Source organism: Uliginosibacterium paludis (assembly GCF_039631355.1).
Classification (GTDB): Bacteria; Pseudomonadota; Gammaproteobacteria; order Burkholderiales; family Rhodocyclaceae; genus Uliginosibacterium; species Uliginosibacterium paludis.
On sequence record NZ_JBDIVF010000001.1, the window covers coordinates 913082 to 926444 of the forward strand.

Annotated in this window: 14 protein-coding genes; 3 read left to right on the plus strand and 11 right to left on the minus strand. The window is 66.2% G+C overall.

The genetic code is table 11. The features are described 5' to 3' along the window. Positions 1 to 10: 10 nt before the first annotated feature. Positions 11 to 592 (minus strand): hypothetical protein, encoded by a 582-nt coding sequence (locus ABDB87_RS04430; RefSeq protein WP_345924417.1) that lies wholly within the window; start codon positions 590 to 592, stop codon positions 11 to 13. A gap of 448 nt (positions 593 to 1040) precedes the next feature. On the opposite strand from ABDB87_RS04430, the gene ABDB87_RS04435 reads away from it, so the two are divergent. Further along, the gene (locus ABDB87_RS04435; protein ID WP_345924418.1) at positions 1041 to 1568 is read left to right on the plus strand and encodes a hypothetical protein; all 528 of its coding nucleotides are present in this window, start codon (positions 1041 to 1043) and stop codon (positions 1566 to 1568) included. Between the two features lie 30 nt (positions 1569 to 1598). Here ABDB87_RS04435 and gloA read toward each other — a convergent pair whose 3' ends face one another. From gloA to glyQ, 6 genes are all read right to left on the minus strand, one after another. Continuing rightward, entirely contained in the window at positions 1599 to 1979 is a 381-nt protein-coding gene (gene gloA, locus ABDB87_RS04440) for a lactoylglutathione lyase (RefSeq protein WP_345924420.1), read from the minus strand. 53 nt (positions 1980 to 2032) lie between these two features. Then, positions 2033 to 2791, minus strand: coding sequence for a M48 family metallopeptidase (locus ABDB87_RS04445; RefSeq protein WP_345924422.1), 759 nt, complete (start codon positions 2789 to 2791; stop codon positions 2033 to 2035). Positions 2792 to 2793: 2 nt separating this feature from the next. After that, entirely contained in the window at positions 2794 to 3558 is a 765-nt protein-coding gene (locus ABDB87_RS04450) for a lysophospholipid acyltransferase family protein (protein WP_345924424.1), read from the minus strand. Positions 3559 to 3606: 48 nt separating this feature from the next. Next, positions 3607 to 4149 carry a D-glycero-beta-D-manno-heptose 1,7-bisphosphate 7-phosphatase gene (gene gmhB / locus ABDB87_RS04455; RefSeq protein ID WP_345924426.1) on the minus strand — a complete coding sequence of 181 codons (543 nt, stop codon included), beginning with the start codon at positions 4147 to 4149 and terminating at the stop codon, positions 3607 to 3609. A 66-nt stretch (positions 4150 to 4215) separates the two neighbouring features. Continuing rightward, entirely contained in the window at positions 4216 to 6315 is a 2100-nt protein-coding gene (gene glyS, locus ABDB87_RS04460) for a glycine--tRNA ligase subunit beta (RefSeq protein ID WP_345924428.1), read from the minus strand. 2 nt (positions 6316 to 6317) lie between these two features. Beyond that, positions 6318 to 7259 (minus strand): glycine--tRNA ligase subunit alpha, encoded by a 942-nt coding sequence (gene glyQ, locus ABDB87_RS04465; protein WP_345924430.1) that lies wholly within the window; start codon positions 7257 to 7259, stop codon positions 6318 to 6320. A gap of 130 nt (positions 7260 to 7389) precedes the next feature. On the opposite strand from glyQ, the gene ABDB87_RS04470 reads away from it, so the two are divergent. Together ABDB87_RS04470 and ABDB87_RS04475 are read left to right on the plus strand one after the other, a co-directional pair. Next, positions 7390 to 8349: a hypothetical protein gene (locus ABDB87_RS04470; RefSeq protein WP_345924432.1), complete on the plus strand. Its 960-nt coding sequence runs from the start codon at positions 7390 to 7392 to the stop codon at positions 8347 to 8349. Next, positions 8346 to 9266, plus strand: coding sequence for a hypothetical protein (locus tag ABDB87_RS04475; protein WP_345924434.1), 921 nt, complete (start codon positions 8346 to 8348; stop codon positions 9264 to 9266). The genes ABDB87_RS04470 and ABDB87_RS04475 overlap by 4 nt, the downstream gene beginning before the upstream one ends. Here the strand turns inward: ABDB87_RS04475 and lnt are convergent. The 4 genes from lnt to ABDB87_RS04495 all read right to left on the minus strand — a co-directional run bounded on the left by lnt (position 9263) and on the right by ABDB87_RS04495 (position 13362). Then, positions 9263 to 10735: an apolipoprotein N-acyltransferase gene (gene lnt, locus ABDB87_RS04480; protein ID WP_345924436.1), complete on the minus strand. Its 1473-nt coding sequence runs from the start codon at positions 10733 to 10735 to the stop codon at positions 9263 to 9265. The genes ABDB87_RS04475 and lnt overlap by 4 nt on opposite strands. Before the next feature lie 81 nt (positions 10736 to 10816). Further along, a complete protein-coding gene (locus ABDB87_RS04485; RefSeq protein WP_345924438.1) occupies positions 10817 to 11656 on the minus strand; it encodes a CorC family transporter in 840 nt (279 codons plus the stop codon). Positions 11657 to 11731: 75 nt separating this feature from the next. Continuing rightward, positions 11732 to 12187, minus strand: coding sequence for an rRNA maturation RNase YbeY (ybeY, locus tag ABDB87_RS04490; RefSeq protein ID WP_345924439.1), 456 nt, complete (start codon positions 12185 to 12187; stop codon positions 11732 to 11734). Then, entirely contained in the window at positions 12187 to 13362 is a 1176-nt protein-coding gene (locus ABDB87_RS04495; protein WP_345924442.1) for a heme biosynthesis HemY N-terminal domain-containing protein, read from the minus strand. Before ABDB87_RS04495 ends, ybeY begins: the two co-directional genes overlap by 1 nt. Between the last annotated feature and the right edge of the window lies 1 nt (position 13363).

Here is a 13363-nt window from a genome sequence, read left to right on the forward strand (position 1 = left end):
CGCCTTGCCGCTATTCGATCGACAGCGCGCCCTGCTGCCAGAGTCGCTCGTCCCCTTCGGCATCTCCGGCGGCCGGGCGCAGCGTGATGTAGAGGCAGTAGGAATCAGCCAGGGTGGCGATATAGACCACCTGGATCGGCCGCCCGTCACTGCCGACGGCCTTGATGGCCAGCACCGGCAAACCGTTCGCCTGCCATTTGCGCTGATCCAGCAGGCGAACACCTGCCGCCGCGAGCTGGCTGCGCAGCTGATCCTCGCCCGAGAACTTGCCGCTCGCCCGATCAAAGCGCACCGGCGGCGCCATGTTGCCGAACAGGTAGGCAGCATCCGCCGGCAACTGGCGCGTTTCACGCATCTTCGCGACGTCTGCCGGCCTCATCCAGTAGGCATGGCTGACCGGCGCATCGATCCCGCCCGCCAGCACGAAATCCCCCGGCAGCCGGATGCTCAGCGACACGGGAACAGTCAATCCGTTGAAGAAGCGCTCCAGGCTTACCCGCTGCCAGGCCGGAGCCGGCCGGGAGGCCAGCTCGCCGCAGCCCGCCAGCCCCAGCAGGCAGGCCGTTGCCATAATGATCAGGAACCTGTTCATGGCACCTCCGCACGTCACTTCCGGCATCGTGAAAAAACCCGCTCGCACTGCCACGGGGCAATACGGCGGGCCAAGGAATCCGCCAATCGCTCACTGGCGGACTCAGGGAAAGCGCTCTCATGACGGCACGAGCCGTGCCGGTCTCGGGGGAGCCATGATAGGTCTTCAGGCAGCAGGAGGGCCAGCAGGTTTGGTGTCGATTCATGTCATCCGGCACGCTTGCGCACCACCCGGTCGCGGGGCACCGGGCATGCATGCGCCGGCCGCCCGGCGCCAGCCGTCCGGCAAGGCTGCGTTGGCGTACTGCCAGGCCCCGGGCAGACTGGGCAACGCAGATCCGGAGCGCACGCCGGAATTGCAAACAACTGATCCACGGCTCAATTTGAAGCCCGCCATGCCGTAAGAACGGGCTTACCGCCTCATCTGTCCGGCGGCGCAGGAGAAGCTCATGAAATACTGGAACGGCTCGATCATGTACGCCCCCCGGTCTCCCGACTACTACGCGATTCCGGGCACCGGACACTGCATTTTCAGGCTGATGCACAAGTACGAGGACGGCATCGCCTGGAATCTCTACTGGCTGAGCAAACCGCAGACCGACCTGATTCCGGTTCATCCCGACGACTGGCACCGGCACTACGAAGCCTTCAGTGCGGAGGAAACGCGCGCCTTTTACGACGCGCTGGACGTGCGCGTGCTCAACCAGATGACCCTTGCCACCATCATGAGCCAGCCACCGCGTGAAGCACGGCGCCTGCTCAAGCGCGCCCGCCTGGAGCGCACGCGCTTCTACCACATGGCCGGTGGCGAACTCTGGCGCGCAACGATGCTGGGCCGACTCTTCCTCGCCGAACGCCTGGTCGATACCAAGCGCGAGGCCGGCACCGGCGGCAACGTGGTCGTCGCCGACTTCATCCTGCAACGCTACGCCGTGGCCGGCAGCTCCGAATACAAGCAGATCCGGCGTCCGGCCTGAGCGCGGCACCGGAAGCGGCAGCCGGTCTTCTTACTTCTGGATCAGCTCGATCTTGTAGCCATCCGGATCCTGCACGAAGGCGATCACCGTGGTGCCGTGCTTCATCGGGCCCGCCTCACGGGTGACCACACCGCCGCGCGCCTTGATCTCTGCGCAGGCCTTGAAGGCGTCATCCACGCTCAGCGCGATATGGCCGAAGGCCGTCCCCATCTCGTAGCTTTCGACGCCGTAGTTGTAGGTCAGCTCGATCACCGCGCCTTCGCTCTCGTCGCCATAGCCGATGAACACATTGGTGAACTGGCCTTCCGGATGGTCGGAGGTGCGGATCACATGCATGCCGAGCACGTCGGAATAGAAGCGGATGGAACGTTCGAGATTGCCGACCCGGATCATGGTGTGAAGGATGCGCATGGAATGTCTCCTGAAAGAGTGAAGGGAAGACGCCTCGCCCGGCGGGCGCAGGCTCAGAACTGGGGAATGATGCGGTTGGCCTGTTTCAGCGCCGCTTCGTCACGCTCGTAATCGGGCTTCAGGGTGGCGACCAGGCGCCAGAAACGCTGGGAATGATTCATCTCGACCAGATGCGCGACTTCATGCGCCACGACGTAATCGATCTGGTGGCGCGGCAGATGGATCAGGCGCCAGTTGAGGCGGATGCCGGAGAGCTTCGAGCAGCTGCCCCAGCGCGTGCGCGCGTTCGAGAGGTAGAGCGGCGGGCGCTTCACCTCCGGCACATGCCGCTGCAGGAGCCAGACGTATTCATCAAGGCGGCCGGCGAAGTATTCAAGGGCATAGTCCTGCAGGCCCCGCAGCAGCACGCGCGGTGCATCGGCATGGCGGCGCAGGTGCAGATGCAGCTCACGCCGCTCATAGCCTTCGACCCAGTGCGTGCGGTTGGCGCCGGCCGTCCAGCGCACCACGCAGGGCTCGCCCAGCACCGGAATGCTCATGCCATCTTCGACGAGCCGCTTCTCCGGCACGGAGCGCTTCGACCACTCGGCAAGTTTCTCGAGGATCCAGTCGGCCCGCTCGGCCATGAAGCCTTCGGCTTCGCGCAGGCTCGCGCGCTGCGGAATACTGACCGTGAGCCCGCGCCGGTCAATCTGCATGCCCAGCGTGCGGCGCGCACTGCGGCGCAGCGTGAAGACGACTTCCTCGCCACGCAGCACGATGCTGCGCTGCTCGACCGCCGCGCCACGCGAATCCGGCCACGGCGACCCCATGTTCAGGATTCCGCCCTGAGCGGTTCGGCACGGCTCGCGGCAGGCCGGTAATGGTGCGGGAAGAGGCGCAGCATTTCGCCTTCGATCCAGGCCTCGACTTCGGCATTCACCTGCTCGGCGCTGCGGCCTGCGGTCGGAATGCCGGGCCCGATGCTGACGATGATCTCGCCGGGCTCCTTCACGAAGGCATTGCGGCGCCAGAACTCGCCCGCATTGTGGGCCACCGGCACGGCCAGCGCCCCCGCAGCCACGGCGAGCTTGGCGCCGCCGGCCTTGTAACGCCGGCTCGTGCCGACTGCGGTGCGCGTACCCTCGGGAAAGATCACCACCGAATAGCCTTCGGCCATCAGGGCACGCCCCTGATCCACGACCTGCGCCAGCGCATCCTTGCCTGCGGCGCGGTCGATGGTCACGATCGGCATCCGCGCCATGCCCCAGCCGAAGAAGGGAATCCGCAGCAGCTCGCGCTTGGCAACATACGCCGCGGGCGGCAGGAACTCGGCAAAGGCCAGGGTCTCCCAGGCGGACTGGTGCTTGGCCAGATAGACCGCCGGCTGCGCGGGAATATTCTCGCGCCCGATCACGCGGTAACGGATGCCCAGCAGGCGTTCGAAGACGCGCAGCGTGTGACGGTTGTTCCAGCGGGTGACGAAGTCATAACGCTCGCGCAGACTCATCCATGAGGTGAGGGCCACGAAGCCGCAAAACGGCAGGAACACGAAGACCATGTAGAGCGCGAACAGCGCGGATCTCAGAAACTTCTGCATGTGTCGGACAGGGTCTTTCAGTTCAGGAGTGCGGACGGGCGCCGGCGTTCAGGGCTTGAGGCTCAGCAGGTGCGAGGCCACGGCCGCCAGGTCGGGAAAGACCTTGGTGCCCGCGGGCAACTCGGGATCCACCGCCGTCTTCTCGCCCTTGCCGGTGCGGACCAGATAGGGCGTACAGCCCACGGCCACGCCGGCAATGAGGTCGCGGGTGCTGTCCCCCACGGTCGGCACGCCGGCAAGATCGATGTGGAAGCGCTCGCCGATCTCGCGGAACATGCCGGGCTTGGGCTTGCGGCATTCGCAGGTGGAGTCTGCCGCATGCGGGCAGAAGAAGATCGCGTCGATACGCCCGCCCACGGCAGCCACCGCCTTGATCATCTTTTCGTTGATGGCGTTGAGCGTGTCCATGTCGAAAAGGCCACGGCCCACGCCGCTCTGGTTGGTCGCCACCACGACCCGATAGCCCGCTTCGGCCAGGCGGCCGATGGCCTCCAGACTGCCGGGAATCGGCTTCCATTCCTCGGGCGACTTGATGAACTGCGCCGAGTCGACGTTGATCACGCCATCGCGATCGAGAATGATGAGTTTCATGGCCAGCTCCTGTGGGGGAATCTGCGGCGGCCTCCACGCCGCCGCAGTGATGCGCTCGAAACGACGTCAGGCAGACAGGCGGGAGAGATCCGCGATCCGGTTCATCAAGCCATGCAGCTGGCCCAGCAGCGCCTGGCGATTCGCCCGCAGCTGAAGATCGTCCGCATTCACCATGACGCCGTCGAAGAAAGCATCAACCGGGCCACGCAGCGCGGCAAGCGCCTGTAGCGAAGCAGTGTAGTCGCCCTGGGCGAACGCCTGCTCCGACTTCGGCGCCACCTCGCCCAGCGCGGCAAACAGCGCCTGCTCGGCGGCCTCGACCAGCAGAGCCGGCTTCACCTCGGTGGGCAGCTCGCCTTCGATCTTCTTCAGGATGTTGCCCACGCGCTTGTTGGCGGCGGCCAGCGCAGCAGCTTCCGGCAGCGCGGCAAACGCACGCACGGCAGCCAGACGCTTGGCCACGTCGCCCAGACGCTGCGGGCGCAGCGCCAGCACCGCATCCACTTCCTGCGCGGAATAGCCCTGCTCGCGCAGGCTGCCGGCGAGGCGTTCGTAGATGAAGCCGGCCAGAGCTCCGGAAGCGTCGGCAATCAGCGCACCGAAGGCGGCGGCCGCATCGCGCAGCAGCTCGTCCAGCGACAGGGCCAGATCGCGCTCGATCAGCATGCGGATCACGCCCAGCGCGTGGCGGCGCAATGCGAACGGGTCCTTATCGCCGGTCGGCAGCTGGCCGATGCCGAACATGCCCACGAGCGTTTCAAGTTTATCGGCCAGGGCTACGACCACGCCCACGGCGTTGCGCGGCAGTTCATCGCCGGCAAAGCGCGGCTTGTAGTGGTCTTCGATGGCGTCGGCCACGGTGTCACCCAGGCCATCATGCTTGGCGTAGTAGCCGCCCATGATGCCCTGCAGCTCGGGGAATTCGCCGACCATGTCGGTCAGGAGATCTGCCTTGGCGAGCTTCGCGGCGGCATCCACGGCCGCTGCATCGACGCCGAGCTTGGCGGCAATCGCCTTCGCAATCGCCCGCACACGCTCGACGCGCTCGCCCTGGGTGCCCAGCTTGTTGTGATACACGACCTTCGCCAGCCCCGGCAGGCGGGATTCGAGCGACTTCTTGCGGTCCTGATCGAAGAAGAACTTCGCGTCCGCCAGACGCGGACGCACCACACGCTCGTTGCCACCGACCACCGCCGACACATCTTCCGGCGCGATGTTGGAGACGATCAGGAACTTGTTGGTGAGCTTGCCCGCGGCATCCAGCAGCGGGAAGTACTTCTGATTGGCCTTCATCGTGAGGATCAGGCATTCCTGCGGCACGGCAAGGAAATCCTCCTCGAACTGGCCGACCAGCACGTTGGGGCGTTCGACCAGCGCGGTCACTTCGTCCAGCAGGGCTTCGTCTTCAATCGCGCGCACGCCACCGCCGACCTTGGCGGCCGCAACGGCGAGCTGGCGCACGATTTCCGCGCGGCGCTCGGCGAACGAAGCGATCACCGCGCCTTCGCTCTTCAGCTGCTCGGCGTAGGTATCAGCGTTGGTAATGCTCACCACCTGCTTGGCCGCTTCAAAGCGGTGCCCCAGGGTTTCGCGGCCGGACTTGAGGCCCAGCACGGAGATGTCGATGACATCGGCGCCATGCAGCGCGACCAGCTTGTGCGCCGGGCGCACGAAGCTCACGGTGCTCCAGCCGTCGGCGAGCTGATAGCCCATCACCTTCGGGATCGGCAGCTTGGCCAGCGCAGTTTCGAGCGCCTGCTGCAGGCCTGCGGCCAGCGTGGCGCCCGGCTGCACCGAGTCGAACATCAGGGTTTCGGCCTTGCCTTCACCCACGCGCTTGAGACCTGCCACGGCGGACTCATCCGCGCCCAGCGAGGCCAGCTTCTTGATGAGCGCCGGGGTGGCGCGGCCTTCAGCATCCAGACCGACAGCGACCGGCATCAGCTTCTGCGACACGGGCTTGTCGGCAGCCTTGGCGGCTACGTTCGCGACCTGCACGGCCAGCCGGCGCGGCGAGGCATAGGAAGCAACGACGGCATCCGCAGCAGCGAGGCCCTGGGCCTTGAGGCTGTCGGCCAGCACGCCGGCAAAGGATTCGCCGAGACGCTTCAGTGCCTTGGGCGGCAGTTCTTCAACGAAAAGTTCTACGAGCAGATTCTGGTTCATGATCATTCCGCCTCCTTCTTGGGGAGGTCTGCGACCCATTCACGGGGGGCCATCGGGAAGCCCAGACGCTCGCGGCTTTCCAGATACGAAGCAGCCACGCTGCGGGCGAGATTGCGGATGCGGCCGATGTAGGCAGCGCGCTCGGTGACCGAGATGGCGCCACGGGCATCGAGCAGGTTGAAGGTGTGTGCAGCCTTGAGCACCTGTTCGTAGGCCGGCAGGGCGAGCTTCACATCCATCAGGTGCTGGGCCTGCTTCTCGTGCGCACCGAAAGCGGTGAACAGGAAGTCGGCATCGCTGTGCTCAAAGTTGTAGGTCGATTGCTCGACCTCGTTCTGGTGGAAGACGTCGCCGTACTTGAGAACTCGCGTTTCGCCGTTTTCTTCCCAGGTGGTCCACACCAGATCGAAGACATTCTCGACACCTTGCAGGTACATCGCCAGACGCTCGATGCCGTAGGTGATCTCACCGGTGATCGGCTTGCAGTCGATGCCGCCGACCTGCTGGAAGTAGGTGAACTGGGTCACTTCCATGCCGTTCATCCACACTTCCCAGCCGAGGCCCCAGGCGCCCAGCGTGGGGTTTTCCCAGTCATCCTCGACGAAGCGCACATCGTTTTTCTTCAGGTCGAAGCCCAGTGCCTCAAGAGAGCCGAGGTAGAGGTCGAGAATGTTGGCAGGCGCAGGTTTCAGGACGACCTGGAACTGGTAGTAGTGCTGCATCCGGTTCGGGTTTTCACCGTAACGGCCATCCTTCGGGCGGCGGCTGGGCTGCACATAGGCGGCACGCCAGGGCTCGGGCCCGATCGCGCGCAGGAAGGTGGCGGTATGGCTGGTGCCGGCGCCGACTTCCATGTCGTAGGGCTGCAGCAGTGCGCAGCCCTGGCTGCCCCAATACGACTGGAGCTTGAGGATGATGTCCTGAAAACTGGGTTTGGCGGTCATGTGAGAAAGCCGTTGAGGCCGCTCTAAGCGAAAGAGAAACGATTTTACAGGCCCGTCAAGCCTGCGGCAAAGACAACCGATCCGGAGCGGACAGGAAATCCGGCCGGGCACATTCAGGGAGCGCTTCTCGGTGAAACTTCTGCACCCCGGCCACACGGCGGCGCGCGTGCTGCGCCTGGCAGGCCTTGTCTGCACACTGCTGGGGCCGCTCGCCTTTGCGGCCGGCCCGCCGATGCGCTTCGTTCATCCGCCCCCCGAGGCGGCGGGCGACAATCGCCACACCTATTACTGGGAGTTGCTGGAGGCCGCACTCAAGGCCACGCGCCGCCAGTACGGCGACTATGTCATCGAATCCCACCCGCTGCCCATGAGTTTCCAGCGCGCCGTGGCCGAGCTGGAAGCCGGTGAGCGGGGCCGCATCAACATCATTGCGCGGGCGACCAACCTGGAGCTCGAGAACAAGCTGCGCGCCATTCCCCTGCCGCTGGACAAGGGCCTGCTCGGCTACCGCATGTTCCTCATCACCGGCGACACCCAGGCGCGGCTGGATGCCCGGGTCAGAAGCCTGCGCGACCTCAAGCAGTTCTCCATCGGCCAGGGGTCGGCCTGGACCGATGCCCGCATCCTGGCCGAAAACGATTTCCGCCTGGTGCTGACCGAAAACTACGAAAGCCTGTTCCAGATGGTGGCGGCGCAGCGCTTTGACCTCTTTTCGCGGGGCGTGATCGAGATCGAACCCGAGTGGCGTGCCCACAAGGACCAGATCCCCGGACTGATGATCGAAAAACACCTCCTGCTCGCGTATCCGATGCCACGCTATTTCTTCGTATCGAACACCGATGAGGGCCGGAAAATGGCGGAACGGATCGAGGCAGGCCTGCGGCTGATCGCGAAGTCGGGCGAGTTCAACCGGCTCTACGGGCGCTACAAGAAGAACGTGCTCGCCAACGTCCGCCTGGCCGGCCGCACGGTGTTCCGCCTGCCCAATACCCAGCTCTCCGACAAGGCACCGCCCCCGGACGACCCCTTCTGGTGGGACAACCTGGCCGCCGAGCTGGCTCCGGCGAATCGCCCGGGCCGCGGCACATGAAGCCGGCCCGCCGCATCCTGCTGCCCTGGCTGCTGTGGCTCCTGCAGCCGCTGCTGATCGCCACCCCGGCCGCTGCGGCGCCGATGCGCTTCGTCTATCCGCCACCGGAAAACGCTGACGATCAGCGCCAGGTCTATTACTGGAAACTGCTCGAAGCCGTGCTGGAGAGCAACCGCGAGCAGTATGGCGACTACACGCTGGAAGCCTTTCCCACACCGATGAACTACCAGCGTGCACAGGCCGAGCTGGAGGCAGGCGGCGAGCGCCTGAACATCTTCGCGCCCGGCACCAACCGGCAGCTGGAGCAGAAACTGCTGGCGATTCCGCTGCCGCTGGACAAGGGCCTGCTGGGCCTGCGCCTATTCCTGATCATGGAGCCCCAGCAGACGGCACTGGACCAGGTCAGCAACCTCGAGGATCTCAAGGCCTTCCGCATCGGCCAACGCCCGAGCTGGACGGACACCACCATCCTGCGTCACAACGGCCTCAGCGTGGTCGCGACGGACAGCTTTGACGGGCTCTTCAAGGGTTTGCAGGCCAACCGCTTCGAGCTGTTTTCACGCGGCGCCAACGAAATCCGCGCCGAGTGGCTCAGCCACCGCGAATCGACGCCGGGGCTGGCGATCGAAAACCGCCTCGCCCTGCTCTACCCGCTGGCACGCTATTACTTCGTACCGCGCACCCCGACCGGCGCGCGAATGGCCGAACGGATCCGTGACGGACTGCTCCGCCTGGCCGCCAGCGGAGAATTCGAACGCCGTTACCGGGCTTACAAGCGCGAGGTGCTGCGCGACCTGCCGCTTGCCGGACGCAAGGTGTTCCGGCTTGAAAATCCGGAACTCTCGAACCTCGCCCCGCCCCACTCCGACACGCGCTGGTGGGACGACTTCAGCGCCGAACTCGGCCCGGCGCGCTAGGCCTTGCGGCGTCTGCGCCGATACAGCAGCGCACCCGCCGGCACCCCCAGCGCGAACAGCCAGGTCGGCCAGTCGCCCAGCGCCACAAAAGGCGTCACCCCCTGATACCCCTGCACGCTGGTCCGGATCGCGCCCTGCGTGAAGGCCGGCAGCACATCGCTGACCGAGCCGTCGGGCTGCACCACCGCCGTCATGCCGGTGTTGGTCGAGCGCAGCTGGGGCCGGCCCGACTCCAGCGCGCGCATGCGCGACATCTGCAGATGCTGCGGCTGGGCATGCGAGTCGCCGTACCACGCCAGGTTCGACACATTGATCATCAGCGTGGCCGCCGGCAGCGCACGGCGCAGCTCCTCACCGAAAACGTCCTCGTAGCAGATGTTCATCGCCACTTTCTGCCCGCCCAGATCCAGCAGCGGCTGGTGATCCCCGCCCGGCGTCTGGTTGGCCATCGGAATGCTCGCCAGACGGAAAAACCAGCCGAAACCCCAGGGCTGGAACTCCCCGAAAGGCACCAGATGATTCTTGCTGTATTGCTGGGGCGCCGAGACGCCGCGGCTGATCACGCTGTTGTACACGCCGCCCGCCGCATCGGTGGTGAAGACGCCCAGGATGGCATCCCCGCCGTGGGCCCGCGCCTGATCGGTCAGCATGTCGAGATAGCCTTCCGGCAGGCTCTGCTCGAACATCGGCAGACTGCTCTCGGGCATCACCATGATCCGGGCGGGATTGCGCCGCAGCAGCTCGGCGTTGAGCTCCAGCTGCGCGAGCAAGGTGTCTGCGCGCCATTTCTGGTCCTGCGCCACATTGGTCTGGATCAGCGCCACGCTGACCGGCGCGCCCTCCGGATGCGACCAGCTGACCTGCCGCAGCCCGGCCCCGGTGAGCCAGGGCAAGAGCGCGAGCACGGCAGCATGCCGTCTGGCCGAAGGCGTTTTCCAGACTTCCACCGCCAGCGCCGTGCTCAGGGCGAGCAGCGCCCCGACGCCATAGACGCCCAGGACGGCCGCCCAGCCCGCAAGCGGACTCGGCGGCGTCTGCGTGTAACCGATGGCAAGCCAGGGGAAGGCAGGAAAAATCTGGCCGCGGAGGAGCTCCGACAGGGTCCAGCAGGCCGCGGCCACGCCGGCTCGCCCCAGCCAGCCGGCCGGGCGCAAACGGGCGAAGAGCGCCGACAGCAAGGCCGGATGGAGGGCCAGCGCCACGCAGAAAAGGAGGATCAGGAAAACCGAGAGCGGCGCCGAGAGGCCGCCAAAACGGTTGAGCGCCACTACCAGCCAGCACAGACCCGCAAACAGCGCGCCGCTGCCCCAGGCCCAGCCGAGCATGAAGGCACGCCGGGGGCCGACAGCCTCGTCGCGCAGAGCGAGATAGAGCACGCCCCAGCTCAGCGGCATGAGCCAGAGCTGGCCGAAGGGCGCGTAGGCAAGCACGCTGGCCGCACCGGCCAGCAGGAGGATCAGGAAGCGCATCGGAATATCCGGAACGAAAGGCCCCGCGATTCTACGCGGAGCCTGTTACGGCCGGAAAACCGGCCGGGCGCGGAGCGCCGCTCAGCCGCCCACGCCGTCTGGCGCAGGGAGGCGCTCGACGAGCAGGGTGTAGACGCGGCGACGATCCGCCCGCATCACCTTGAAGCGGAAGCCCTCGATCTCGATCATTTCGCCGCGCGCGGGCATGCGGCCGAAATGGTGCTGGACGAGCCCGCCGACGGTATCGAAGCCCTGATGCTCAAGCTCGCAACCGAAGGCTTCGTTGAAGTCATCGACCTCGGTCAGCGCCTTCACCCGCCAGCGCCCTCCGGGCACGACGAGGATGTTGTCGGCATCCTCGTCAAAGTCGTGTTCGTCCTCGATGTCGCCCACGATCTGCTCGAGCACGTCCTCGATGGTCACCAGGCCGGACACGCCGCCGTACTCGTCGACAACGATCGCCATGTGATTGCGGCTGATGCGGAACTCGCGCAGCAATTCGTTGAGCCGCTTGGTTTCCGGCACGAAGATCGCCGGTCGCAGCAGGGCCGTGAGCGCCTGGTCGGGTTTGCGCAGCAGGGGCAGCAGATCCTTGGCCAGCAGGATGCCCAGCACGTCGTCGCGATTCTCGCCGACGACCGGAAAGCGCGAGTGGCTGGTCTGAACGGCAAAATCGATGATGGCCTCAATCGGCTGCTCAAGCCGGATCACATCCATCTGGGCGCGCGGCACCATGACTTCGCGCACCGGAATTTCGGCAACCTGGAGCGCCCCCTCGATGATGCTCAGCGCGTCGGCATCGAAGAGCTCGCGCTGGTGGGCGGCGTGGAGAAGGTCCAGGAACTGTTCGCGCTCATCCGGCTCGTGAGTGAGCAGTGCGGAGAGGCGTTCAAGAATGGTCGGTCTACTGGCAGGGTCCATTTCGGTTCAGGGCGGGCCGCGGGTCAGGCGCAGGCCGGCATGGCGGCCGGCACTGCACGGGCCCCGACGCGCCGGTCATTCCTTTTCGTCGGCGTAGGGGTCGGGATAGCCAAGCTCAGCAAGAATCGTGCGCTCTTCCTGCTCCATCTCTTCGGCTTCGTCGTCTTCCTCGTGCTCCCAGCCCTGAAGGTGGAGCACGCCATGCACGACGAGATGGGCACAGTGCGCCTCGACGGGCTTGCCCTGTGCAAGGGCTTCTTCCTGCACCACCGGCCAGCACAGCACAAGGTCGCCCTGCAGGACGGGGTCGATTTCGTAGGGGAAGGACAGCACGTTGGTGGCGTAGTCCTTGCCGCGATAGCTGGCGTTGAGCGCACGCCCCTCGTCGCGATCGACGAAGCGCACCGCAAGCGCTGCAGCGCCGGGCTCGGCTGCGCGGATCCAGCGCCGGATGAGCGCGCGCTCGGGCAGATCTTCCGCCTCGAGGGCAAACTGGACGGTCAGGTCAAGACGGCGTGGCGGCGTACTCATCAGGCCCCCAGGGTCGCGGCTTCGCGATAGTGCGCCCGGGCCTGTTCGGGCCGGTCAAGCTGCTCGGCCAGGCGGGCGAGCTCAAGATGCGCGGCGCGGGTGGCCTGCTGTGACAGCGAAGCTTCGAAATAGCTCTGCGCCTTGCCCCAGAGCTGGGCACGCAGGCACAGGCGGCCGAGCGTCAGCAGCAGCTGGGCGTCATCCGGGTGCGACTTCAGCCAGGCTTCCGCCACTGCCAGCTGATTGCGCAGGTCACGGCTCTGGCAGCGGCCGTAAAGGCTTGCCAGCTCGGACTCCCAGTCCTTGTCCAGCGCCTGGGCAATCGCCTCCACCGCCAGCTTGTCGTCCCCCGCTCCGATGAGGTGGGGCACGGCCCGAATCAGGAAGCCCGCTTCATGCCGCTCGGCTTCGGGAATGCTTTCCCAGACCCGCGTCAGCGCGGCGAGATCGCCTTCGGCATCGCGCAGCTGCTCGAGCTGGGCACGGCGCAGCAAGGGCGCGGCCTGCTCGGCACTGAGCGCCGAATGCTTGCGCAGGGTGCGTGCCAGGCGGGCCACCTCTACCCAGCGCCCGCGGCCCTGTTCAACCTGCATGGCCAGACGGGTCACCGCCAGGTGCCGGTGCCCGCCCGCCTTGAGCCCTTCCAGACAGGCCGCAGCCACATCGAAACGGCGCTCGGCGCAGGCCATTTCCGCCTCCGTCATCAGGCGCGCCATGCGGATGTCGCGGTCATGCGCAGCAGCATGGCCCAGCCAGGTATCGCGGCGCTCGGCGTCATGCATGGCATGGGCGGCACGCGCCGCCAGCAAGGCGGCGATGCCGGGCTTCTCGAGCCCGCCGTAGGCCTGCACCGCAGCACGGAAAGCCTGACCGAAACGCCCTTCGCGGTAGAAACGCTCGGCATCATGCAAGGCGCCCTGGGCCTGCTCGCGACGACGCTGACGGCGCCAGAGCGAGACTTCACGCGGCAGCTCGCCGGCGCGCACGAAGACCCGAGCGACGCGGTAGCCCACCAGGAACAGCACCAGCAGCAGGAGCACCAGCAGGTTCAGGGAGATCTGGATCCGCCACGGATGCCAGACCAGCAAGGCGTAGGCGTCGTTGTAATGCGCAGCGAGCGTGACCGCCACTGCCAGGGTGAAGAGGCCAAGCAACCAGAGAAGTCCTCGCATCATC

Excerpts from the sequence above, each read along its gene's own strand:
- ABDB87_RS04430 (WP_345924417.1), bottom strand. The coding sequence starts at position 592 with ATGAACAGGTTCCTGATCATTATGGCAACGGCCTGCCTGCTGGGGCTG.
- ABDB87_RS04435 (WP_345924418.1), top strand. The coding sequence starts at position 1,041 with ATGAAATACTGGAACGGCTCGATCATGTACGCCCCCCGGTCTCCCGAC.
- gloA (WP_345924420.1), bottom strand. The coding sequence starts at position 1,979 with ATGCGCATCCTTCACACCATGATCCGGGTCGGCAATCTCGAACGTTCC.
- ABDB87_RS04445 (WP_345924422.1), bottom strand. The coding sequence starts at position 2,791 with ATGGGGTCGCCGTGGCCGGATTCGCGTGGCGCGGCGGTCGAGCAGCGC.
- ABDB87_RS04450 (WP_345924424.1), bottom strand. The coding sequence starts at position 3,558 with ATGCAGAAGTTTCTGAGATCCGCGCTGTTCGCGCTCTACATGGTCTTC.
- gmhB (WP_345924426.1), bottom strand. The coding sequence starts at position 4,149 with ATGAAACTCATCATTCTCGATCGCGATGGCGTGATCAACGTCGACTCG.
- glyS (WP_345924428.1), bottom strand. The coding sequence starts at position 6,315 with ATGAACCAGAATCTGCTCGTAGAACTTTTCGTTGAAGAACTGCCGCCC.
- glyQ (WP_345924430.1), bottom strand. The coding sequence starts at position 7,259 with ATGACCGCCAAACCCAGTTTTCAGGACATCATCCTCAAGCTCCAGTCG.
- ABDB87_RS04475 (WP_345924434.1), top strand. The coding sequence starts at position 8,346 with ATGAAGCCGGCCCGCCGCATCCTGCTGCCCTGGCTGCTGTGGCTCCTG.
- lnt (WP_345924436.1), bottom strand. The coding sequence starts at position 10,735 with ATGCGCTTCCTGATCCTCCTGCTGGCCGGTGCGGCCAGCGTGCTTGCC.
- ABDB87_RS04485 (WP_345924438.1), bottom strand. The coding sequence starts at position 11,656 with ATGGACCCTGCCAGTAGACCGACCATTCTTGAACGCCTCTCCGCACTG.
- ybeY (WP_345924439.1), bottom strand. The coding sequence starts at position 12,187 with ATGAGTACGCCGCCACGCCGTCTTGACCTGACCGTCCAGTTTGCCCTC.
- ABDB87_RS04495 (WP_345924442.1), bottom strand. The coding sequence starts at position 13,362 with ATGATGCGAGGACTTCTCTGGTTGCTTGGCCTCTTCACCCTGGCAGTG.